Source organism: Variovorax sp. IB41, from assembly GCF_016405905.1.
Classification (GTDB): Bacteria; Pseudomonadota; Gammaproteobacteria; order Burkholderiales; family Burkholderiaceae_C; genus Variovorax.
The window spans coordinates 31,535-52,241 of sequence record NZ_JAEFCB010000022.1 but is presented as its reverse complement, the minus strand read 5'-3'; the positions used below and the strand labels follow the sequence as shown (position 1 = coordinate 52,241).

The 20,707-nt window shown below is 68.7% G+C and carries 22 protein-coding genes; 8 read left to right on the top strand and 14 right to left on the bottom strand.

Annotated elements, in window-relative coordinates:
• Positions 1-44: 44 nt before the first annotated feature.
• From JC881_RS27700 to purE, 3 genes are read right to left on the bottom strand one after another with little or no spacing between them, the layout of a single operon-like run.
• Positions 45-1,046, bottom strand: coding sequence for an L-threonylcarbamoyladenylate synthase (locus tag JC881_RS27700; protein WP_198788907.1), 1,002 nt, complete (start codon positions 1,044-1,046; stop codon positions 45-47).
• Positions 1,043-2,236 (bottom strand): 5-(carboxyamino)imidazole ribonucleotide synthase, encoded by a 1,194-nt coding sequence (locus JC881_RS27695; RefSeq protein WP_198788906.1) that lies wholly within the window; start codon positions 2,234-2,236, stop codon positions 1,043-1,045. Before JC881_RS27695 ends, JC881_RS27700 begins: the two co-directional genes overlap by 4 nt.
• Positions 2,233-2,796, bottom strand: coding sequence for a 5-(carboxyamino)imidazole ribonucleotide mutase (gene purE, locus JC881_RS27690; protein WP_198788905.1), 564 nt, complete (start codon positions 2,794-2,796; stop codon positions 2,233-2,235). The genes JC881_RS27695 and purE overlap by 4 nt, the downstream gene beginning before the upstream one ends.
• A 36-nt stretch (positions 2,797-2,832) precedes the next feature.
• Here purE and JC881_RS27685 point away from each other — a divergent pair, with 36 nt between their 5' ends.
• The 4 genes from JC881_RS27685 to JC881_RS27670 all read left to right on the top strand — a co-directional run bounded on the left by JC881_RS27685 (position 2,833) and on the right by JC881_RS27670 (position 6,106).
• Entirely contained in the window at positions 2,833-3,753 is a 921-nt protein-coding gene (locus JC881_RS27685) for a tetratricopeptide repeat protein (protein WP_198788904.1), read from the top strand.
• Between the two features lie 125 nt (positions 3,754-3,878).
• Entirely contained in the window at positions 3,879-4,187 is a 309-nt protein-coding gene (locus tag JC881_RS27680) for a helix-turn-helix domain-containing protein (RefSeq protein WP_013544157.1), read from the top strand.
• 41 nt (positions 4,188-4,228) lie between these two features.
• The gene (locus tag JC881_RS27675; RefSeq protein WP_198788951.1) at positions 4,229-5,602 is read left to right on the top strand and encodes a type II toxin-antitoxin system HipA family toxin; all 1,374 of its coding nucleotides are present in this window, start codon (positions 4,229-4,231) and stop codon (positions 5,600-5,602) included.
• A gap of 63 nt (positions 5,603-5,665) precedes the next feature.
• Complete coding sequence (locus tag JC881_RS27670) at positions 5,666-6,106, top strand: META domain-containing protein (RefSeq protein ID WP_198788903.1); 441 nt, start codon at positions 5,666-5,668, stop codon at positions 6,104-6,106.
• 104 nt (positions 6,107-6,210) lie between these two features.
• Here JC881_RS27670 and JC881_RS27665 read toward each other — a convergent pair whose 3' ends face one another.
• The 4 genes from JC881_RS27665 to JC881_RS27650 form a co-directional block, all read right to left on the bottom strand.
• Entirely contained in the window at positions 6,211-7,116 is a 906-nt protein-coding gene (locus JC881_RS27665) for a phosphoribosylaminoimidazolesuccinocarboxamide synthase (protein WP_198788902.1), read from the bottom strand.
• 121 nt (positions 7,117-7,237) lie between these two features.
• On the bottom strand, positions 7,238-8,302 hold the full coding sequence (gene fba / locus JC881_RS27660) for a class II fructose-bisphosphate aldolase (RefSeq protein ID WP_013544161.1): 1,065 nt from the start codon (positions 8,300-8,302) through the stop codon (positions 7,238-7,240).
• A gap of 75 nt (positions 8,303-8,377) precedes the next feature.
• On the bottom strand, positions 8,378-9,307 hold the full coding sequence (locus JC881_RS27655) for an alpha/beta hydrolase (RefSeq protein ID WP_198788901.1): 930 nt from the start codon (positions 9,305-9,307) through the stop codon (positions 8,378-8,380).
• 35 nt (positions 9,308-9,342) lie between these two features.
• Positions 9,343-9,828 carry an Lrp/AsnC family transcriptional regulator gene (locus JC881_RS27650; RefSeq protein ID WP_198788900.1) on the bottom strand — a complete coding sequence of 162 codons (486 nt, stop codon included), beginning with the start codon at positions 9,826-9,828 and terminating at the stop codon, positions 9,343-9,345.
• A 138-nt stretch (positions 9,829-9,966) separates the two neighbouring features.
• Here JC881_RS27650 and JC881_RS27645 point away from each other — a divergent pair, with 138 nt between their 5' ends.
• The gene (locus JC881_RS27645; protein WP_198788899.1) at positions 9,967-10,983 is read left to right on the top strand and encodes a 1-aminocyclopropane-1-carboxylate deaminase; all 1,017 of its coding nucleotides are present in this window, start codon (positions 9,967-9,969) and stop codon (positions 10,981-10,983) included.
• Positions 10,984-11,047: 64 nt separating this feature from the next.
• On the opposite strand, the gene pyk is transcribed toward JC881_RS27645, so the two are convergent.
• The 3 genes from pyk to JC881_RS27630 form a co-directional block, all read right to left on the bottom strand.
• Complete coding sequence (gene pyk / locus JC881_RS27640; RefSeq protein WP_198788898.1) at positions 11,048-12,496, bottom strand: pyruvate kinase; 1,449 nt, start codon at positions 12,494-12,496, stop codon at positions 11,048-11,050.
• Between the two features lie 87 nt (positions 12,497-12,583).
• A complete protein-coding gene (locus JC881_RS27635; RefSeq protein ID WP_198788897.1) occupies positions 12,584-13,777 on the bottom strand; it encodes a phosphoglycerate kinase in 1,194 nt (397 codons plus the stop codon).
• Between the two features lie 93 nt (positions 13,778-13,870).
• Entirely contained in the window at positions 13,871-14,776 is a 906-nt protein-coding gene (locus JC881_RS27630; RefSeq protein WP_198788896.1) for a LysR family transcriptional regulator, read from the bottom strand.
• A gap of 84 nt (positions 14,777-14,860) precedes the next feature.
• On the opposite strand from JC881_RS27630, the gene JC881_RS27625 reads away from it, so the two are divergent.
• From JC881_RS27625 to JC881_RS27615, 3 genes are read left to right on the top strand one after another with little or no spacing between them, the layout of a single operon-like run.
• Entirely contained in the window at positions 14,861-15,409 is a 549-nt protein-coding gene (locus JC881_RS27625; RefSeq protein ID WP_198788895.1) for a VOC family protein, read from the top strand.
• The gene (locus JC881_RS27620; protein WP_198788894.1) at positions 15,402-16,523 is read left to right on the top strand and encodes an alpha/beta hydrolase family protein; all 1,122 of its coding nucleotides are present in this window, start codon (positions 15,402-15,404) and stop codon (positions 16,521-16,523) included. Before JC881_RS27625 ends, JC881_RS27620 begins: the two co-directional genes overlap by 8 nt.
• A 7-nt stretch (positions 16,524-16,530) precedes the next feature.
• Positions 16,531-18,171 carry an FAD-dependent oxidoreductase gene (locus JC881_RS27615; RefSeq protein WP_198788893.1) on the top strand — a complete coding sequence of 547 codons (1,641 nt, stop codon included), beginning with the start codon at positions 16,531-16,533 and terminating at the stop codon, positions 18,169-18,171.
• 4 nt (positions 18,172-18,175) lie between these two features.
• On the opposite strand, the gene JC881_RS27610 is transcribed toward JC881_RS27615, so the two are convergent.
• From JC881_RS27610 to JC881_RS27595, 4 genes are read right to left on the bottom strand one after another with little or no spacing between them, the layout of a single operon-like run.
• Positions 18,176-18,514: an AzlD domain-containing protein gene (locus JC881_RS27610; RefSeq protein ID WP_198788892.1), complete on the bottom strand. Its 339-nt coding sequence runs from the start codon at positions 18,512-18,514 to the stop codon at positions 18,176-18,178.
• Positions 18,511-19,251: an AzlC family ABC transporter permease gene (locus JC881_RS27605; protein WP_198788891.1), complete on the bottom strand. Its 741-nt coding sequence runs from the start codon at positions 19,249-19,251 to the stop codon at positions 18,511-18,513. Before JC881_RS27605 ends, JC881_RS27610 begins: the two co-directional genes overlap by 4 nt.
• Positions 19,251-20,204 (bottom strand): methionyl-tRNA formyltransferase, encoded by a 954-nt coding sequence (fmt, locus tag JC881_RS27600; RefSeq protein WP_198788890.1) that lies wholly within the window; start codon positions 20,202-20,204, stop codon positions 19,251-19,253. The genes JC881_RS27605 and fmt overlap by 1 nt, the downstream gene beginning before the upstream one ends.
• Positions 20,201-20,707, bottom strand: coding sequence for a hypothetical protein (locus JC881_RS27595; RefSeq protein WP_198788889.1), 507 nt, complete (start codon positions 20,705-20,707; stop codon positions 20,201-20,203). Before JC881_RS27595 ends, fmt begins: the two co-directional genes overlap by 4 nt.

Genomic DNA, 20,707 nt, shown 5'->3' with positions numbered 1-20,707 from the left:
CAACACCTGAGGCCCGGCAAAGCCGGTTCCACGGTGTTTCCGGATCAGGCTGCTGCCGCGCGCTGAAGGCGGTCGCGCACGCCTTCCCACTCGGGCGTGTCGGGCGGCGTCTCGACCCAGATCAGCTTGACGCCCTGCGCGTCGAATTCGCGCAGCACTGCGAACAGCTGGTGCGCGCTGGTCGCCGCGTCGTCGGGCATGCGCCGCTGCAGCACGCGCTGCGAGCGGCAGCGCAGGCTGCTGCGCGCCCAGACGGCGATGTGCGCGGCATTGGCGCCGAGCACGTCCAGGCCGGTCTGCAGCGCCTTGGCATCCATCAGCCGCAGCTTGGCGTTCGGCGCGTAGTGCGCCTCGAGCGTGCCCGAGGCGCGCGGATCGGGGGTTTCGAGCACGTCGCGATCGCTGAGCTTTTCGCCGCAGGCCGCTTCGATCTGCGCGCGCGTGATGAGGCCCGGGCGCAGCAGCACGGGCGCGCCGCGGCTGCAGTCGACGATGGTCGATTCGATGCCGACTTCGCAGGCGCCGCCGTCGATGACCGGCACGGCTTCGCCGAACTCGTCGTAGACATGCTGGGCGGTGGTCGGGCTCACGCGGCCGAAGCGGTTGGCGCTCGGCCCCGCGACGCCCGGCACGCCCTGCTCGGCGCAGGCCTCGAGCAGCGCCTGGGCCACGGGGTGCGAGGGGCAGCGCAGGCCGATGGTGTCCTGCCCGCCCGCCGCCGCGGCGCCCACGCCGGGCTGGCGCGTGACGATCAGCGTGAGCGGGCCGGGCCAGAAGGCCTGCACCAGCTTCTGCGCGAAGAGCGGCAGCGGCTGGGCGAAGCGCGAGAGCGCCTCGGTGCCTTTCATGCCGGCGGCAACGTGCACGATCAGCGGATGGTCGGCGGGCCGCCCCTTGGCCTTGAAGATCCCGGCCACGGCCATGTCGCTGCTCGCGTCGGCGCCCAGGCCGTAGACGGTCTCGGTCGGAAAGGCGACGAGGCCGCCCGCGCGCAGCACGCGCACGGCCTCGGCGATGGCCTCGGGGGATTGGCCGTCGAGGATCATGCGAGACCGGTCACATCCACCGCCGGCAGGCCCAGCAGCAGGGCGGCCTGCGAGGCATTGGCGCGCACGCTCTCCAGCGTGGCGCCGGTGAGCGTCAGGTGGCCCATCTTGCGGCCGGGCCGCGGCTCGATCTTTCCGTAGAGGTGCAGGTGCACGCCGGGCAGCGCGAGCACGTCGCTCCAGCGCGGCGAGACCGGCTTTTCTTCACCGGACGTGAACCACAGGTCGCCCAGCAGGTTCAGCATGATCGCGGGGCTGTGCTGGCGCGGCGGCGCGAGCGGCAGGCCCGCGAGGGTGCGCACCTGCAGCTCGAACTGCGACACGTCGCAGGCCTCCATCGTGTAGTGGCCGCTGTTGTGCGGGCGCGGCGCCATTTCGTTGACCACCAGCGAGCCGTCGGCCAGCGCGAAGAATTCGACGCACAGCACGCCCACGTAGCCCAGGCCGTTGGCGATGCTTTTCGCGGAATTGACCGCGCCCTGCGCCACCGTCTTGGGCATGTTCAGCGCGTGCACCTCGGTGACGGCCAGGATGCCGTCCCGGTGCAGGTTGCGCTGGGGCGGAAAGTGCACGATCTGCCCGTCGCGGCCGCGCGCAAGAATCACCGAGCACTCGAATTCGAGCGGCAGCATCTTCTCGAGCACGCAGGGCACGCAGCCGGTGGCCTGCCAGGCCTCGACCAGCTCGGCGCGCGTCTTCACGCGCTGCTGGCCCTTGCCGTCGTAGCCCAGGCGCGCGGTCTTCAGGATACCGGGCAGGAGGTGGTCCTCGACGGCGGCCAGCTGGGCGGCCGTTTCGATGGCCGCGTAGGGCGCGCAGGGCACGCCGCAGCGGGTGAAGTGGGCCTTCTCGGCGATGCGGTCCTGCGCGATGGCGATGGCCGAGGCGCCGGGCGCCACGGGGCGCGCCACGGCCAGGTGCTCCAGCGAAGGCGCGGGCACGTTCTCGAACTCGGTGGTCACCGCGTCGGCCAGGCCGGCCAGGCGGGCGAGGCCGTCGACATCGGCGTAGTCGGTGTGGATGTGGTGATGGCTCACCCGGCCGGCAGGGCTGTCGGCGTCGGGGTCGAGCACCGCAGTGAAGTAGCCCATGCGCTGGGCGGCATGCGCGAACATGCGGCCCAGCTGGCCGCCCCCGAGCACGCCGAGCGTGGCGCCCGGGAGGATGGGCAGATCGCCGTTCTTGGTCACAGGGCACCTCCGCCTTGCGGCGAGAAAGGAGAAACGGCGGGCGGGGCCGCGGGGGCCTCGCCGGCGGCGGCCGGCGGCAGCGTCATGGCTTCGGCGGCGGCGGTCTGGGCCGTGCGGAAGGCGTCGAGCCTGGCGCGCAGCGCGGGGTTGTTCACCGCCAGCATCGCCACCGCGAACAGCGCCGCGTTGGCCGCGCCGGCATTGCCGATCGCAAAGGTGGCCACCGGCACGCCCTTGGGCATCTGCACGATGCTGTAGAGGGAATCGACGCCCTGCAGGTGGCGGCTGGCCACCGGCACGCCGAGCACCGGCACCGTGGTCTTGGAGGCCAGCATGCCCGGCAGGTGGGCCGCGCCGCCCGCTCCGGCGATGATCGCGGTGAGCCCGCGCCCGGCGGCGCTTTCGGCATATGCGAACAGCGCATCGGGCATCCGGTGGGCCGAGACCACCTTGGCTTCGTGCCCGATTCCGAATTGCTGGAGAATCTCGACCGCGTTGCGCATCGTCTCCCAATCGGAGTTCGAGCCCATCACTACACCGACCTGAATGGTTTCGTTCATGGTTTCAATTTTACGTTTCACCCCCAGCTGGTTCCGATGATCGACATCACTCTCGAAAATTTCCAGGCCGAACTGATCGAAGGCTCCGTCGCCACACCGGTGCTGCTGGACATCTGGGCCGAATGGTGCGGCCCCTGCAAGCAGCTCGGCCCGGTGCTCGAAAAGCTCGAGGTCGAATACGCCGGCCGCTTCACGCTGGCCAAGCTCGACGCCGACAAGGTGCCGCAGATTTCGTCGCAACTGTCCGAGATGTTCGGCGTGCGCAGCATCCCGTTCTGCGTGATGTTCAAGGACGGCCAGCCGGTGGACGGCTTCGTGGGCGCCATTCCGGCCGAGAAGATCCGCGAATTCCTCGACAAGCACGTGCCGGGCGCCGACGAGGCCGAGGCCGCCTCGGAAGAAGCTGCCGCGCAGGAAGCGCTGGCCGAGGGCGACACGGAGGGCGCGCTCGAGAAGCTGCAGCACGCGGTGGCCACCGACCCGGCCAACGACGATGCCCGCTTCGACTACATCAAGCTCCTGCTGCAGGAGGGCCGCGTCGACGACGCCAAGGTGGCCTTCGCCCCCGTGATCGCCAAGACCTCCCTGGTGCGCCGCTTCGATGCGCTGCAGCGCTGGATGGACGCCATCGATTTCGCGGCGCCCGTCGCGGGCCCCGCGCCCGCGATCGCCGAGTTCGACGCGAAGATCGCCGCCAACAAGCGCGACTTCGACGCCCGCTTCGGCCGCGCCCGCCTCCTGATGGCCGGGCAGCGCTGGACCGACGCGATGGACGAGCTGCTCGACATCCTGATGCGCGACAAGAGCTGGAGCGAAGAGCTCGCCCGCAAGACCTACATCGCGATCCTCGATGTGATCGAGCCGCCGAAGGTGAAGGTGGCCGACGGGCAGATTCCGCCGGACGACCCGGTCGTGGCGACGTACCGCCGGCGCCTGAGCAGCGTCGTGCTGAGCTGACACTACAAAATGCGCAGCTTGATGCGCATTGAATTAAAAAAGCGACTGAAGGGTCGCTTTTTTATTGCCTGCTCGGCCTTAGATAGATAGCATTGCTACTCAATTTTTAGAAAAAGCGTACGCCAATGCTCCAACTCACCGAAGAACTCGAAAAAGCCCGCAAGGCCGGCGGCCTGAGCCAGGAGGCGCTGGCCACGCAGGCGGGGCTCTCGCGCATGACGGTGCAGCGCATCGAGAGCGGTCAGATCGATCCGCGCCTGTCGACGCTGCTCGAAATGGCGCGCGTGCTGGGGCTCGAGCTGATGCCCGTGCCCGCCACCCTGCGCCCGCAGCTCGAAGACTTCGTGCGCTCGGGCGGCCGCCTGCTGGGCCAGCCGGCGGGCGTGGGCGCGCCGCCCTCCATCGCGCAGAGCCTGGCCGACGAAAGCCGGTGAGCACGAGCGCCGCCTTCAACACCGGCATCCGCTACCTGCGGATGTACCTGCATGGGCCGGATGGCGATGCACAAGACCCCCACGCTTCCGCACTTCGTGTCGGCGCTGCCCCCCAAGGGGGCTCGCCCGCCTCGGGGCGGCCCAACGGCGGGCGGCGCGCCATCGGCTATCTCTCGCAGTACGGCGACATCCTGCGCGTGTCGTTCGACGAGGCGTACATCGCCGACGCCGGCCGGCCGACGCTTTCCCTGGCGTACCGTGGCGCCGACGAGGCCGCGACACGCGCCATCCTGGCCTCGGCGCGCGACACCCGCGTCTCGCGCAGCGACGGCCACTGGCCGAGCTATTTCCAGAACCTGCTGCCCGAGGGCCACAACCGCGAGCGCCTCGCGCAGCAGCGCGGCTGCGCGGCCGACGACGAGTTCGAGCTGCTCGCCGCCGCCGGCCACGACCTGATGGGCGCGCTGGAAGTCGAGCCGGTGCCCACGGCCGAGGGCATTCCCGACACCGTGCGCCACTGGCACACGGCGCTCGGCCTGGACGTGCTGGAGCCCGGCTTCGTCGAGATGCCGGTGGAAGACGCCGCCGCCATCCCGGGCGTGGTGACCAAGTTTTCCGCGGTGCAGGACGGGCGGCGCTACGTGGTGCGGCGGCATGGGGCCGCCGGCTCCTTCATCCTCAAGCTGCCGAGCACGCGGCATCCGGACCTGGTCGACAACGAGTTCACCGGCTATCGCCTCTGCGGCGCGCTGGGCCTCGATTGCGCGGAAGCCACCGTGATCGGCCGCGCCGACGCCGACCTGCCCGAACAGGTGCGCTTCGAGCAGATCCTTGCGGTGCGCCGCTTCGACCGCACCCCCGAGGGCGGGCGCATCCACATGGAGGAGTTCGCGCAGGTGCTGCAGTACGAGCCCCGGCAGAAGTACGGCCGGGGCCTGGCGGTCGACTGGCCCGCGATGCTGCGCGTGCTCGACCGGCTCTCGCCCAATCCGGTGGCCGACGTGCGCGAATGCGTGCGGCGCATCGTCGCCTTCATCCTCCTGGGCAACAGCGATGCGCACCTGAAGAACTGGGCGCTGCGCTACCCGGACGGCGTGGCGCCGGTGCTCGCGCCGCTCTACGACCCGGTGTGCGTGGCCGCCTTCTTCGAGGACGTGCCGGCCGGCGACTACGGCGTGAACCGCGCGATCGACGCCAAGCTGCGCGCCTTTGATTGGCCGGCGCTCGACGCCCTGCTGCGCTCGGCGGGCCTGCTGCGCCCGGCGCGGCTCATGGCGATTGCCCGCGACACGGTGCGCCAGGCGCAGGCCGAATGGCCCGCGCTGCTCGCCCGGGACGGCACGCCGGCCAGCGTGCGGCGTTGCGTGGAGGCCCGGCTGGCGGGCGGCGTGGCGCTGGCGTCATTGGCGAGCTAGGCGTCGTCGCATACGATGGCGCCCGATTTCATCTTGTTGCAGATTCAAAAGGAAAGACTGGCCATGCGTTCCTTCGCCCGCCACATTGCGCTCCCCGTGCTTGCCACGGCCGCGCTGTTGATCACCTTGACCGGCTGCGGGAGCGGCATCAGCCTGGACGAACCCATCGAAGGCCCGCTCTGGCGCCTCACGCAGCTGGGCGACGAGTCCATCACGCCGGGTGGCGATGCGCAGATCCAGTTCGACCGCAGCAGCGGCCGCGTGAGCGGCTCGGGCGGCTGCAACCGCGTCTCGGGCACCTACACCCGCAGCGGCATCACATTGAAGATCGGGCAGCTGGCGGCCACGCGCATGGCCTGCGCGGACCCGGTGCGCGGCGCCAACGAAGCGCAGTTCCTCTCGGCCCTGCAGAGCACCTCGAGCTACAGCCTTGCGCCGGGGCGGCTCGCGCTGCTGGACGCCGGCGGGCGGACCGTGGCGACGTTGAGCTCGGGGAACCGCTGAAGGCGGCAGCCGCCGGGCCGCCCCAAGGCGAGCCGCGCCTCCCCCTCGGGAGGTGGCGAATTACACGCAGCGAAGCGAAGTGAAAAGCCGGGGGGCGCTATCGCTCAGCCCGTGAGGCGTTCCAGCGCCTCGCGGTACTTGGCGGCAGTTTTTTCGATCACCTCGGCCGGCAGGCGCGGCGCCGGCGGCGTCTTGTCCCAAGGCTTGCCGTTGATCTTGGTGGCCTCGAGCCAGTCGCGCACGAACTGCTTGTCGTAGCTCGGCGGGTTGGTGCCGGCGGCGAGCGCCGCCTCGTAGCCTTCCACGGGCCAGTAGCGCGAGCTGTCGGGCGTGAGCACCTCGTCCATCAGCACCAGCGTGCCGGCTTCGTCCAGGCCGAATTCGAACTTGGTGTCGGCAATGATCATTCCCTTGGTGAGGGCGATCTGCGCGGCGGTTTCGTAGATCGCGATGCTGGTCTCGCGGATCTGCTGGGCCAGCTTGGGGCCGACGATCTCGACCACGCGGTCGTAGCTGATGTTCTCGTCGTGTTCGCCGGCCGCGGCCTTGGCGGCGGGCGTGAAGATCGGGCGCGGCAGTTTGCTCGCGTTGGTCAGGCCCTCGGGCAGCGGCACGCCGCAGACCGATCGGCTTTCCTGGTACTCCTTCCAGCCGCTGCCGGCCAGGTAGCCGCGCACCACGGCCTCCACCGGAATCGGCTTCAGTCGCTTGACCAGCATCGAGCGCCGGGTGACCTGGGGCACCTCTTCGGCGGTGACCACGCTCTCGGGCGCGTCGCCGGTCAGGTGGTTGGGGCAGAGCTGGCCGAGCCGCTCGAACCACCACAGCGCCATCTGCGTGAGGATCTCGCCCTTGCCGGGAATCGGCTCGCCCATGATCACGTCGAAGGCGCTGAGCCGGTCGCTCGCGACCATCAGGATGCGGTCCTCGCCGACGGCGTAGTTGTCGCGCACCTTGCCGCGCGCAAGCAGGGGCAGGCTCTGGATGGAGGAGGTGTGGACGGTGGTCATGGGAGCAAGGGCAGAGATGCTGTGGGAAAACGGGTGACGGGAAAGCGGGTGACGGGAAAGCGGATTGTGCGCGCAGAAAAAAGCCACCGCGAACGGTGGCCTTCGAATCGCGGGGAAGTTTTTAGACGACTTCCTGGGCCAGTTCGCCCTTGGCGTACTTGGCGGCGACCACCTGCAGCGTGTCGCCCTTGATCTTGGCGCCCTGGCCTTCGCAGCCGAACTCGATGTAGCGCTGCTTGCAGATCAGTTTGGCGGCTTCACGCGCGGGCTTGAGCCATTCGCGGGCGTCGAACTTCTCGGGGTTCTCGGCCAGGAACTTGCGCACCGCGCCGGTCATTGCCAGGCGAATGTCGGTGTCGATGTTGATCTTGCGCACGCCGTGCTTGATGGCTTCCTGGATTTCCTTGACGGGCACGCCGTAGGTTTCCTTCATGTTGCCGCCGTACTGGCGAATGATCGCCAGCAGTTCCTGCGGCACGCTCGAGGAGCCGTGCATCACCAGGTGGGTGTTGGGAATGCGGCGGTGGATTTCCTTGATGCGGTCGATCGCCAGGATGTCGCCGGTGGGCTCGCGGGTGAACTTGTAGGCGCCGTGGCTGGTGCCGATGGCGATGGCCAGCGCGTCGATCTGGGTGCGCTTGACGAAGTCGGCGGCCTGCTCGGGGTCGGTGAGCAGTTGCTCGCGCGTCATGGTGTCGTCGGTGCCGTGGCCGTCTTCCTTGTCGCCCTTCATGGTCTCCAGCGATCCGAGGCAGCCGAGCTCGCCTTCGACGGTCACGCCCAGGCGGTGGGCCATGTCCGACACCTTCTTGGTGACGTCCACGTTGTAGTCGTAGCTGGCGATGGTCTTGCCGTCGGCTTCGAGCGAGCCGTCCATCATGACCGAGCTGAAGCCCAGGTCGATGGCGCCCTTGCAGACGTCGGGGTTCTGGCCGTGGTCCTGGTGCATGACCAGCGGGATGTTGGGGTACTGCTCGATCGCGGCCTGGATCAGGTGCTTGATGAAAGCTTCGCCGGCGTATTTGCGGGCACCGGCGCTGGCTTGCAGGATGACGGGGGCGCCGGTTTCCTTGGCGGCCTCCATCACGGCCTGGACCTGTTCGAGATTGTTGACGTTGAAGGCCGGAATGCCGTAGCCGTTGGCTGCGGCGTGGTCCAGCAGTTCGCGCATCGAGACGAGTGCCATGGGGAATACCTCGCGGGAATAGGGAGAAAAGAGGGAAAGAAGAAGGCGGAAAGACGAGAGAAAACTACCGCAATTCTACCGAGCCCCCTTGTGGGACAGGACTGACGCCAACCCGAGGAAGTCCATGACCGGCGGCAGCACCGGCCCTCCGAGCCACTGGATCGGCTTGCCGAACGCGCCGATCAGCGTGACGTGGCTCAGGTTGTCGAACAGCCGCACCTGCACCGGCACCCCGGCGGCGCGCAACGCCGTGGCCATCTGGCCGGTGTTGCGGTCGGGGTAGACCAGGTTGTCCTTCGACGCCGCCATCAGCAGCGCGCGGGGCGACGCGGCGCTCGCATGCGCGAGCGGCTGCGAGTCGCGCGGCGTGTTGGGCCAGTTGAAGGCGGCCTGCGCCTGCGGGTCGCCGATGGGCAGGAAGTCGTAGGCGCCGGCCAGGCCGACCCAGCCGGCGAGTTGCCTGGGGCTCGCGCCGATTTCGCCAAGCCAGCGATCGTCCAGCGCCACCATCGCGGCGTTGTAGCCGCCCGAGCTGTGGCCCATCACGTAGACCTGCCTGGGGTCGGCGCCCAACTGCGCCGCGTTGTCGAGCGCCCATTTGACGGCCAGCGCGCTGTCGCGCACGAAGACGGGGTAGGTGTAGACCGGCGAGAGGCCGTAGTCGGGAATCACGACCACCGCGCCCCGGGCCGCCAGCGCCTCGCCAACGAACTTGTAGCTGGCGCGGTCACCGCTGCTCCATGTGCCGCCGAAGAAGAACACCACCAGCGGGCGCGCGCCCCGTGCCGGCGGCGTGGCGGGCAGCGGCTGGTAGACGTCCAGCTGCTGCCGGGGCGCCGCGCCATAGGCGATGCCGCCCTGGAACTGGTAGGTGTCTTCCGGCACCAGCCCGTTGAGCACCTTGATCGGGGAGCAGGCCGACAGCACGGCGGCTGCGGTGACGGTGAAAGCGGTAGCGATGGCGCTGCGACGCTGGCGAAGGGACGCGAAGGTGGGAAAGCTCATCGCACCAGTACGCACGCGGGCGCGCCGCGGTTTCGTCAGATCGGAAGCTGCGTGGTCGACAGCACCTGCTTCAAGACCACGAAGGTGCGGATCTGCCGCACGCCTGGCAGGTACAGCAGCTGCTCGGCATGCAGGCGGTTGAAGCTGTCGTTGTCGCGCGTGCGCACGAGCATGAAGTAGTCGAACTCGCCCGAGACCACATGGCATTCGAGACAGCCCGAGACCTTCTGCGCGGCCTTCTCGAAGTCGGAGAACGAGTCGGGCGTGGAGCGGTCGAGCACCACGCCGATCATCACCAGCATGCCGACCTCCAGCGCGTCCGGATCGAGCAGCGCGACGATGCCCTTGATGAACCCGGCTTCCTTCAGGCGCTCGACGCGGCGCAGGCACGCCGGGGCGCTGAGGTTCACCTTGGCGGCCAGCGCGACGTTCGACACCGAGGCGTCGCGCTGCAGCGCGCGCAGGATCGCGCGGTCGGTGCGATCGAGCTCCACCGACGAACGCAACTTTGTTGTGCTCATGGAGGCATCCTTGAACTGAAAGTCTTTTATCGGCGCATCTTGCCTTCTTTTTTCCCGAAACTGCCATGAACTTCGCAAGCACGTTGCGAGCCCTTCTTTCTACGATCGACAGCTTCAACCCCCCTCGGAGCTGCGTCGATGAACCTGAAGAAATTTCCCCGCCACGCCCTGACCTTCGGCCCCACGCCGATCCACCCGCTCAAGCGCCTGAGCGCGCACCTGGGCGGCAAGGTCGATCTCTACGCCAAGCGCGAGGACTGCAACAGCGGCCTGGCCTTCGGCGGCAACAAGACCCGCAAGCTCGAATACCTGATCCCCGAGGCGCTCGAAGGCGGCTACGACACGCTGGTGTCCATCGGCGGCATCCAGTCGAACCAGACGCGCCAAGTGGCCGCGGTGGCCGCGCACCTGGGCATGAAGTGCGTGCTGGTGCAGGAGAACTGGGTCAACTACTCCGACGCGCTGTACGACCGGGTCGGCAACATCGAGATGTCGCGCATCCTGGGCGCCGACGTGCGGCTCGATGCGGCGGGCTTCGACATCGGCATCCGCAAGAGCTGGGAAGACGCGATGGAAAGCGTGCGCCAGGCGGGCGGCAAGCCTTTTCCGATTCCGGCGGGTTGCTCCGAGCATCCGAAGGGCGGCCTGGGCTTCGTGGCCTTCGCCGAAGAAGTGCGCCAGCAAGAGGCCGAACTCGGCTTCAAGTTCGACTACGTCGTGGTCTGCGCCGTGACCGGCAGCACGCAGGCCGGCATGGTGGTGGGCTTCGCAGCCGATGGCCGCGCCGACCGCGTGATCGGCATCGACGCCTCGGCCAAGCCGCAGCAGACCTTCGAGCAGATCGTGCGCATCGCAAAGAACACGGCCGAACTCGTCGAACTGGGCCGCGACATCACCGAAAAAGACGTGGTGCTCGACCGCCGCTTCGGCGGTCCCGAATACGGGCTGCCGAACGAAGGCACGCTGGAGGCGATCCGCCTCTGCGCGCGCTTCGAAGGGATGCTGACCGACCCCGTGTACGAGGGCAAGTCGATGCACGGGATGATCGAGAAGGTGCGGCTCGGAGAATTTCCGGCCGGCTCGAAGGTGCTCTACGCCCACCTGGGCGGCGTGCCGGCGCTGAACGCCTACAGCTTCCTCTTCCGCAACGGCTGAGCGGACGGAACCGCGCAACGAAAAAGGCCGGCATGCGCCGGCCTTTGCCTTGCCGAGAGCGTGCTCAGCTTGCGCGGCAGATCTTCAGCATGTTGGTGCCGCCCGGGGCGCCCATCGGCTCGCCGCAGGTGATGGCGTAGACATCGCCGCTCTGCACGATGCCGCGCTTCTTCAGATGGGCTTCGGCCTGTTCGAGCGCGGTGTCGCGGTCGGTCTGCGAGTCCATCAGGAGCGGGCGCACGTTGCGGTACAGCGCGAGCTTGCGCTGCGTGGCCAGGCGCGAGGTCAGGGCGTACATCGGGATGTGCGCGCGGTGGCGGCTCATCCACAGCATCGTGGAGCCCGACTCGGTCAGCGCCACGATGGCCTTGGCGCCCAGGTGGTGCGCGGTGAAGAGCGCGCCCATCGCGATCGACTGGTCGATGCGGCTGTAGGTCTTGCCGCTGAAATCGGCATCGAGCATCTTGTCTTCCGCGGCTTCGGCAGCCTCGCAGATGCGGCTCATCTCCTGCACGGTCTCCAGCGGGTAGCGGCCCGAGGCGGTTTCGGCCGAGAGCATCACGGCATCGGTGCCGTCGAGCACGGCATTGGCCACGTCGCTCACCTCGGCGCGGGTGGGCACGGGGTTGGTGATCATCGACTCCATCATCTGGGTCGCGGTGATCACCACCTTGTCCATGTCGCGCGCCATGCGGATCATCTTTTTCTGAAGCGCGGGCACGGCGGCATTGCCGACTTCCACCGCCAGGTCGCCGCGGGCGACCATGATGCCGTCGCTCGCGCGCAGGATCTCTTCGAGCTTCGGGATCGCTTCGGCGCGCTCGATCTTGGCGATCATGCCGGGCTTGTGGCCGAATTCGGCCGCAGCCACGTTGCACAGCTGGCGGGCCATTTCCATGTCGGTGGCGTTCTTCGGAAAGCTCACGGCCACGTAGTCGGCCTGGAAGCTCATCGCGGTCTTGATGTCTTCCATGTCCTTGGCGGTCAACGCGGGGGCGGTGAGGCCGCCGCCCTGCTTGTTGATGCCCTTGTTGTTCGAGAGCTCGCCGCCCAGCTTGACGGTGGTGTAGACCGCCTCGCCCTTGACGCCGTCCACGATCAGCACGATCAGGCCGTCGTTCAGCAGCAGCCGGTCGCCGGGCTTCACGTCGCGCGGCAGGTCCTTGTAATCGAGGCCCACGGCATCGATGTCGCCGGGCTCGGTGCGGGAAGCATCGAGCACGAACTTGGCGCCCGCTTCGAGCAGCACCTTGCCCTGCGCGAAGCGGCCGACGCGGATCTTCGGGCCCTGCAGGTCGGCCATGATGGCCACTTCGCGGCCCGTCTTGCGGGCGGCCTCGCGCACCATCAGGGCGCGGTCGATGTGGTCCTGCGCGGTGCCGTGGCTGAAGTTCAGGCGCACCACGCTGACCTTGGCCTGGATCATCTTCTCCAGCAGTTCGGGGGTGCTGGACGCCGGGCCGAGCGTGGCGACGATCTTGGTGGCGTGGCGGGGGATGCGATCCGTGCTCATGAAATGGGTCTCCGTTTTGTATTCGCTACTGTATACACTTTGTGTGTCTGACGGAAGTCACCCTCACGAGATTCCCCGCCGCCGGGTTCAACCGGCCGCGCGCTTGGACAGGATCTCGAAGGCCGGCAGGGTCTTGCCCTCCAGCACTTCCAGGAACGCGCCGCCGCCGGTCGAGATGTAGCCAACCTGTTTTTCGATGCCGTACTTGGCGATGGCCGCGAGCGTGTCGCCGCCGCCGGCGATCGAGAACGCGCTGCTCTGGGCGATCGCCTGCGCGATGGCCTTGGTGCCGCCTTCGAAGGCGTCGAACTCGAACACGCCGACCGGGCCGTTCCAGACGATGGTGCCGGCTTCGTGCAGCTGCGCCGAAAGAATCGCGGCCGTCTTCGGGCCGATGTCCAGGATCAGGTCGTCGTCGGCCACGTCGCTCGCGTCCTTGACGGTGGCGGGCGCGTCGGCCGCGAAGGTCTTGGCCGTGACCACGTCCACGGGAATCGGCACGTCGGCGCCGCGCGCGCGCATGGCCTCGATCACCGCCTTGGCCTGGTCGATGAGGTCGGGCTCGGCCAGCGACTTGCCGATCGAAAGGCCCGCGGCCAGCATGAAGGTGTTGGCGATGCCGCCGCCCACGATCAGCTGGTCCACATTGGCCGACAGGCTCTTCAGGATGGTGAGCTTGGTGCTGACCTTGGAGCCCGCCACGATGGCCACCAGCGGCCGCTTGGGCTGGGCCAGCGCCTTGGTGATGGCGTCGATCTCGGCGGCGAGCAGCGGGCCGGCCGCGGCGATCTTGGCGAACTGCGCGATGCCGTAGGTGGTGGCCTCGGCGCGGTGCGCGGTGCCGAAGGCGTCGTTCACGTAGATGTCGGTGAGCGCGGCGAGCTTGCGGGCCAGCGCCTCGTCGTTCTTCTTCTCGCCCTTGTTGACGCGGCAGTTCTCCAGCAGCACGAGCTGGCCGGGCTTCACGTCGACGCCGTCGACCCAGTTGGCCACCAGCGGCACGTCGCGGCCGAGCAGCTCGCCCAGGCGCTTGGCCACGGGGGCGAGCGAGTCTTCGGGCTTGAATTCGCCCTCGGTCGGGCGGCCCAGGTGCGAAGTGACCATCACGGCCGCGCCGGCGTCGAGCGCCAGTTGGATGCAGGGCACCGAGGCGCGGATGCGCGTGTCTTCGGTGATGTTGCCTTGGTCGTCCTGCGGCACGTTGAGATCGGCGCGGATGAACACGCGCTGGCCGGCGGCCTTGCCCTCAGCGCAGAGGTCGGTGAATCGAATGACGTTCATGGGTCTCTGGAGATAGTGGAAAACAGGTCGTCTTGCATTGTAGGTATCGCCCCGCGGCCGCTCTATGCGCCTCTTGCAGCGTTCCGATGCTTTTCAACCCTTCGGCTGCGCCTTGGCGAAGCGCTCCAGGATCTGGACAAAGCTCGCCGCGGCCGGCGAGAGCGCGCGCCGCGCCGCGCTGTAGACGCACACCTCGCGGTGGAAATCGGGCGACTCGAGCCGCACCATCTGCAGCCCGTGGGCGCGCACGAGCGGCGCGGAATACGTCGGGCACACCGTGAGCCCCAGGCCCGCGGCCACCATGCCGAGCGCGGTGGTCATGTACGACACCTCCTGCGTGCCCGCGCGCAGCATGAGTTCGCGGTCCGCCGGGGCCAGTTCGGGCAGCACGCGCTGGCGGAAGTCGCGCGTTGGCGCGATGAAGGTGTACGGGGCGAGCTCGTGCCAGCGCACCTTGCGACGTTTCGCAAAGGCATGGTCGGGCGAGCAGATCAGCCAGTGCCGGTCGCGCAGCAGCGTGCGGCGCTCGATGGTGGCGTCCACCGCCACGTCCTGCCCCACCGCCAGTTCGACGTCACCGGCGATCACACCGGTCAGCAGGTGCTCGGGCAGCGTGTCGGCCAGGCGCACATCGACGTCGGGATACGCCGCGCGGTAGAGCGCGATCACGCGCGGCATCAGCGTGCAGGCCATGAGCTGCGGCGCCGCAAGCCGTAGCAAGCCTTTCTTCTTGTCACGCAGATCGGTCACGCCGGCCACGGCGCTCAAGAGGTCACCGAGCAGCCGATGCACCGAGGGCAAAAACTCGCGCCCCGCCTCCGAGAGCTGCACGCGCCGCGTGTGGCGGTCGAGCAGTTGCACGCCCATCTCGCGCTCGAGTTCGCGCACCAGCACGCTGAGCGCGGACTGCGTGAGGTGCAGCTGCTGCGCCGCCGCGGTGAAGCTGCCGGCCTCGGCGACGGCCGCGAACGCGCGCAGTTGGCGCAAGGTCAGATTCATATGGTTATTTCATCAATCGATGAATTAATTTCGATTGCATCATAAGACGCGGCGTCGCCCAATCGCGGTTCATTGGAGACACGCATGCCGACGACCGCCCACACCGCGCCACCTGTCCGGGGGCTGCACCACTTCGCCTGGCGCTGCCGCGACAGCGAAGAGACCCGCCACTTCTACGAAGACCTGCTGGGCCTGCCGCTCGCGCACCTCATCCAGAGCGACCACGTGCCGAGTACGGGCGAGTACTGCCCCTACGTGCACATCTTTTTCCAGATGCGCGACGGCTCGTACATCGCCTTTTTCGACCTGGGCGACGACACCGCCGCGCTGCCATCGCCCAACACGCCCGCGTGGGTGAACCACATCGCGCTGCGCGTCGATTCGGTGGCCGACCTGCTGGCCGCCAAGGCGCGGCTCGAAGGCGCGGGCGTCGAAGTGCTGGGCGTGACCGACCACCACATCATCGAATCGATCTACTTCTTCGACCCCAACGGCATTCGCCTGGAACTGACGACGCCGACGGTGACGCAAGCAGAAATGGATGCGCATGCGCGGCATGCCCATGCGGACCTCGACGCATGGACCGCGCGCAAGGCCGAACTGCGCGCAGCGAAGGGCACGCCGCATGTCTGAGCTGCAACTTGCCGTCATCGACGTGAAGCCCGGCGCGGCGATGGAAAGCCAGTCGGGCCTGCAGCTATTGCGCCCGCGCATCTATGGCGCCTTCCGCGCGCCGCAGGGTCCGAAGAAGATCGCGGCCATCGTGATGCATCCGACCAGCAACTTCATGGGCCATTACCTCATCGGTCCGCTGGCCGAGCGCGGCATCTGCTGCATGGGTCTGAACTCGCGCTTCGTGGGCAACGACACGGTGCTCCTGATGGAGCGCGCCATCCAGGACCTGGGCGCCGGCGTGCAGCACCTGCGCGAAGCCGGCTACGAGAAGGTGTTTCTCGTCGGCAACTCGGGCGGCGCGGCGCTCGCGGCCTTCTACCAGGCGCAGGCCGAGCACCTCACCGCCACGCACCTGCCCGATGGCGATCCCACGCACCTGCACGCCAGCGATTTGCCACCGGTGGACGGCATCGCGCTGTGCGCCGCGCACCTGGGCCGCACGCGGCTGATGCGCGACTGGATCGACCCGTCGGTCACCGACGAGCACGATCCGCTCTCGGTGGACCCCGCGCTCGACATGTACGACCCGCGCCATCGCATGCCCTACGACCGCGACTTTCTTGCGCGCTTCAGCGCGGCGCAGAAAGCGCGGCTCGACCGCATCGAGCAGTGGTGCATCGACCGCCTCGCGCTGCTGCGCGGCACGCCGAGCGCGCCGCGCGACCAGACCTTCATCGTCTACCGCACGCATGCCGATCCGCGCTGCGTGGACCTCTCGCTCGACGCCAACGACCGCCTGCCCGGCAGCGTGTGGGGCGATGCGCGGCAGGTGAACTACTCGGCCAATGCAATGGGCCGCACCACCTCGCTCACCGCGTTCCTCTCGCAGTGGTCGTCGCGCTCGCAGGCCGACGGCCCCACCAACCTCGCGCGCACCACGGTGCCCAAGCTGCTGCTGACCTACACGGGCGACCAATCGACCTTCCCGAGCACGCGCGATGCGTGGATGGCCGCGGGCGGCGCACGCATCCGCAACGTCGACATCGTCGGCGGCAACCACTACCTGGCCGGGCAGCCAGAACTGATCCCGAAGGCGGCGGACGCCATCGCCGAGTTCGCCCACGCGCTGTAGAAGAGACATGGAAACCTTCGCTTTCGCACCGGCCTACGAGCTGCCGGCCTGGCCCTTCACGCCGCCGCCCGAACTGGGCAGCGCGAAAATCGTTCGCCACCCCATCGTCATCGTCGGTGCCGGCCCCTCGGGCCTCACGCTGGCCTGCGATCTTGCGCAGCGCGGCGTGCGCGCGGTGCTGCTGGACGAGGACGACACCGTCGGCGTGCGCGGCGCCTCGTCGCGCGGCATCTGCTATGCGCAAAAGAGCCTGGAGATCTTCGAGCGCCTGGGCATCTGCGAGCGCATCGCGGCCAAGGGCATCACCTGGTCGTTCGGGCGCACCTTCTCGGGCGACCAGGAGGTCTACAACTTCAACCTGCAGGCGGCGAGCGTCTCCAGGCAACCGCCGTTCATCAACCTGCAGCAGTTCTATGTCGAGTGGTTCCTGGTCGAGCGCATCCTCGAACTCGGGCTGACCGACGTGCGCTGGAAGAGCCGCGTGACGCACGTCGAGCCGCTGGGCGACGGCGTGCGCCTCGAGATCGAGACCCCGGCCGGCAGCTACACGATCGAGGCCGACCGGCTCATCGACGCGACCGGCGCCAACAGCCCGATCCGCACGCAGCTGGGCATCGAGGCGCACGCCTCGCGCAGCACCGACCGCTGGTGCATCAGCGACGTGCGTTTCAAGAAGCCGCTGCCCACCGAGCGCTGGACCTGGGTCGATGCGCCCTTCAACGAAGGCCGCGGCGTCTGGCAGCACCTGATGGCCGATGGCGTGTGGCGCATCGACTACCAGATGCCCGAGGACTGCGACACGGCCTACATCAGCCAGCCCGAAGTGGCGGGTGCGCGGCTGCGCGAACAGCTCGGGCCGGACGTGGAGTTCGAGTTCGTCTGGATCGGCCCCTACGGGTACCGCGACCACCTGCTGGACCGCTTTCGCCATGGCCATGTGTTCTTCATCGGCGATGCCGCGCACGTGGTGAGCCCCTTCGGCGCGCGCGGCGGCAACAGCGGCATCCAGGATGCGGCGAACCTCGGCTGGAAGCTGGCGCTGGTCGCACAAGGGAAGGCAGGCGATGCGCTGCTCGACAGCTACGACGCGGAGCGGCAACCCGCCGCGGCGCAGAACCTCGAGGTGACAAGCCGCTCGGCGCGCTTTCTCGCGCCGCGCTCGCCGGCCGAGCACACGCTGCGCCGCGCGGTGGTGGCGCTGGCCGCGCGCCATCCGTTCGCACGGGCGCTGGTGAACACCGGCCGCATGTCGGTCGCGAACGACTATCCGCCGGCCCCGCAATTGCCCGAAGGCGCGCGCTCGGTGCAGAACCTGCCGCTGCGCTGGGCCGACGGCCGCGAGACGACGTTGATGCAGTTGCTGGCCGATGGCACGCAGTGCCTCGGTCTGTGGTTCATGCCCACGCTCGACGAAGCCAGCGCGGCGATGGACGCAACCGCATCGCTGCCGCTGCGCCTGCTCGCCATCGGCGGCGACAGCGATCTGCCGACGCTGCAAGCTGATGAAAAACTGTTGGCCCACCTCGGCCTTCATGAAGCCGGCAGCTTCGTGCTCGTGCGCCCCGATGCCTACCGCGCAGCGATGCTGCGGCGGGCCACGCCCGATGCGATCGCCGCCGCGTTGCGCACGGCGCTTGCCCTGCGCTGAGGCTCTACCAACCCGCCCAGAGGTGCAGCGGCAAATACACCGCCATGCCCGCCAGCATCGTGCCGAGCACGCCGCGCCGCCAGTAGTAGTAAGCGCCGCCGACGACGGCCGCGTACAGGCGCGCGTCGTGCAGCGTGGTGATCAGGTGGCCCTGCGTCATGACGATCTCGGGGGCGATCACGCCGGCCAGCGCCGCGGCCGGCGCGTAGTGCAGCGCGCGGTGCGCCCAGTCCGGCAGGCCCCATGGGCGGTCGAGGATGAAGAAGAAGCAGCGCGTGAGCACCGTGACCAGGGCCAGGCCGGCGATGACGCCCAGCGTCCAGAGGTCGGTGGTGCCTTTCACTTGTCGTCCTCCGCATCGGGGTCGAGCCCGAACTGTTTTTCCAGCCAGAAGCACAGCAGCACCGCGGCGCCGATGGCCACGACGATGTTCAGCTTGAGCGGCAGCGCATAGGCCGCGACCGCGGTGGCGCCGGCGATCAGCGCGGCCAGGATACGCAGCGGCGTCGTCGCCATCGAGCAGACGATCGCCACCAGGCTCAGCACGCCGGCAAAGCCCAGGCCCCAGGTCTGCGGAATGAAGTTGGCCAGGGCGATGCCCAGGAGGCTCATGCCCATCCAGGAGCACCAGGTCACGAAGTAGTTGCCGGTGAGATAGGCCTCCTGCGACTGCTGCTCGGCAATGGTCAGGGGCGGCGCCGGGTACTGCCGGGTGAAGAGCGCGTAGCTCAGGTCCGCCGTCAGGTAGCCGTGGGTCATGCGCCGCCAGCGCGGCATGTGCATGAGGTAGGGCCGCAGGTGCAGGCTGAAGACCACGAAGCGCAGGTTGACGCAGAAGCCCGTCGCCAGGATCACCCAGGCCGGCGCACCCGCGAACAAGAGCGGAATGGCCGCCAGCTGGGAGCTGCCGGCGTACACGAACAGCGTCATGGCCACCGCCTCGACCACGCTCATGTTCGACTTGACCATGGCCACGCCGGTCATCAGGCCCCAGGCGCCGATGCCCAGTGCGGCCGAGGACATGTCGCGGATGCCCTTGCGGAATTCGGGGCGCTGGCGGATTGCCGATGAAAGAAACATCAGCCGAACACCTGCCCGGGCTTCAGGTCGAAGCCGCGCAGGAAATCGGCCACGGGCAGGCGCTTGCCGCCCGGGCGCTGGAGCTCGGTGAGCACCACGCCGGCATTGCCGGTGGCCACCGCGACGCCGGTGTCGTCGACGGCCAGGATCGTGCCTGGCGCCGCCGCTTCATCGGCGGGCACCGTGTGCGCGGTCCAGAGCTTGATGGTCTCGCCGTCGAGTGGGCTGTTGGCGCCCGGGAACGGATCGAACGCCCGGATGCGCCGCACGATGGCGTCGGCGGGCTGGGCCCAGTCGATCTGCGCTTCGTGCTTCTCGACCTTGTTGGCATAGGTGACGCCTTCGGTCGGCTGCGGCGTGCGGGCGAGGTTGCCGAGGTTCGCCAGGGCTTCGACGATCATCCGGCCGCCGAGCGCGGCCAGGCGGTCGTGCAGGCGGGCGGTGCTGTCGTCGCCGATATCGAGGGCTTCGCGCAGCAGCATGTCGCCAGTGTCCAGGCCCGCGTCCATCTGCATGATGGTGATGCCGGTTTCGGCGTCGCCGGCCTCGATGGCGCGGTGGATCGGCGCGGCGCCGCGCCAGCGCGGCAAGAGGCTCGCGTGGATGTTCAGGCACCCGTGCGCCGGCAGGTCGAGCACCCACTGCGGCAGGATCAGCCCGTAGGCGGCCACCACCATCACGTCGGGCTGGGCCTTCTGCAGGGCATCGCGGCCGATGGCGGCTTCGTCCGGGTACTTGCCGTCGAGGCGAAGGCTGCGCGGCTGCGCCACCGGCCAGCCGTTGGCGACCGCGCACTGCTTGACGGGGGAGGCCTGCAGCTTCATGCCGCGGCCCGCGGGCCGGTCGGGCTGGCTTAGTACCAGCACGACGTCATGGCCGGCGGCGGCGATGGCCTCCAGCGCGACGCGCGCGAACTCGGGCGTGCCCGCAAAAGCGACCTTCAGCCGGCTCAATCCCGGACCCGTTCGAATTCGAGGTCATCCCCCGTGTGATAGCGGCGGACCACGCCGGTGGGGTCGATGTAGATATAGAGCATGCGGCGCTCGTTCACCGCCTTGTAGCGCCAGGTCCAGACCTGGCCGTCGAAGGAGCTCACGCGGTCGATCTGGTACGGCCGGCCGTAGAACGCCATGACGTCGTTCTGGCGCCACTCGTTGACCTTGATGTCGTAGCCGAAGCGCGCCTCGCTGAGCACCTGGGTCACCGAGACGACCTTGCCGGATGCGTCCACGTCGATGTCGGTGACCTCGAAGCCGGCCGGCATGCGCGAATACTGCAGGCGCTCGCCGCCGTTGTTGAGCGGATAGCGGCCCGTGGGGGCGCCCAGGCGCTGCAGGGTGTCGGCGGCGGAGGCGCCGGGCTGGACGCGGGTGGGCTCGTTGGCGCAGCCGGCAATGGCCGCCAGAACCGCGAGAGCCGCCAATGCCGCGAGGGAGCCGAGGCTGCGCGAGGTCAT

What these genes read in the sequence shown, in the direction of transcription:
- JC881_RS27700 (WP_198788907.1), bottom strand. Translation starts at nt 1,046, where the DNA reads ATGATCCTCGACGGCCAATCCCCCGAGGCCATCGCCGAGGCCGTGCGC.
- purE (WP_198788905.1), bottom strand. Translation starts at nt 2,796, where the DNA reads ATGAACGAAACCATTCAGGTCGGTGTAGTGATGGGCTCGAACTCCGAT.
- JC881_RS27685 (WP_198788904.1), top strand. Translation starts at nt 2,833, where the DNA reads ATGATCGACATCACTCTCGAAAATTTCCAGGCCGAACTGATCGAAGGC.
- JC881_RS27680 (WP_013544157.1), top strand. Translation starts at nt 3,879, where the DNA reads ATGCTCCAACTCACCGAAGAACTCGAAAAAGCCCGCAAGGCCGGCGGC.
- JC881_RS27675 (WP_198788951.1), top strand. Translation starts at nt 4,229, where the DNA reads ATGTACCTGCATGGGCCGGATGGCGATGCACAAGACCCCCACGCTTCC.
- JC881_RS27670 (WP_198788903.1), top strand. Translation starts at nt 5,666, where the DNA reads ATGCGTTCCTTCGCCCGCCACATTGCGCTCCCCGTGCTTGCCACGGCC.
- JC881_RS27665 (WP_198788902.1), bottom strand. Translation starts at nt 7,116, where the DNA reads ATGACCACCGTCCACACCTCCTCCATCCAGAGCCTGCCCCTGCTTGCG.
- fba (WP_013544161.1), bottom strand. Translation starts at nt 8,302, where the DNA reads ATGGCACTCGTCTCGATGCGCGAACTGCTGGACCACGCCGCAGCCAAC.
- JC881_RS27655 (WP_198788901.1), bottom strand. Translation starts at nt 9,307, where the DNA reads ATGAGCTTTCCCACCTTCGCGTCCCTTCGCCAGCGTCGCAGCGCCATC.
- JC881_RS27650 (WP_198788900.1), bottom strand. Translation starts at nt 9,828, where the DNA reads ATGAGCACAACAAAGTTGCGTTCGTCGGTGGAGCTCGATCGCACCGAC.
- JC881_RS27645 (WP_198788899.1), top strand. Translation starts at nt 9,967, where the DNA reads ATGAACCTGAAGAAATTTCCCCGCCACGCCCTGACCTTCGGCCCCACG.
- pyk (WP_198788898.1), bottom strand. Translation starts at nt 12,496, where the DNA reads ATGAGCACGGATCGCATCCCCCGCCACGCCACCAAGATCGTCGCCACG.
- JC881_RS27635 (WP_198788897.1), bottom strand. Translation starts at nt 13,777, where the DNA reads ATGAACGTCATTCGATTCACCGACCTCTGCGCTGAGGGCAAGGCCGCC.
- JC881_RS27630 (WP_198788896.1), bottom strand. Translation starts at nt 14,776, where the DNA reads ATGAATCTGACCTTGCGCCAACTGCGCGCGTTCGCGGCCGTCGCCGAG.
- JC881_RS27625 (WP_198788895.1), top strand. Translation starts at nt 14,861, where the DNA reads ATGCCGACGACCGCCCACACCGCGCCACCTGTCCGGGGGCTGCACCAC.
- JC881_RS27620 (WP_198788894.1), top strand. Translation starts at nt 15,402, where the DNA reads ATGTCTGAGCTGCAACTTGCCGTCATCGACGTGAAGCCCGGCGCGGCG.
- JC881_RS27615 (WP_198788893.1), top strand. Translation starts at nt 16,531, where the DNA reads ATGGAAACCTTCGCTTTCGCACCGGCCTACGAGCTGCCGGCCTGGCCC.
- JC881_RS27605 (WP_198788891.1), bottom strand. Translation starts at nt 19,251, where the DNA reads ATGTTTCTTTCATCGGCAATCCGCCAGCGCCCCGAATTCCGCAAGGGC.
- JC881_RS27595 (WP_198788889.1), bottom strand. Translation starts at nt 20,707, where the DNA reads ATGACCTCGCGCAGCCTCGGCTCCCTCGCGGCATTGGCGGCTCTCGCG.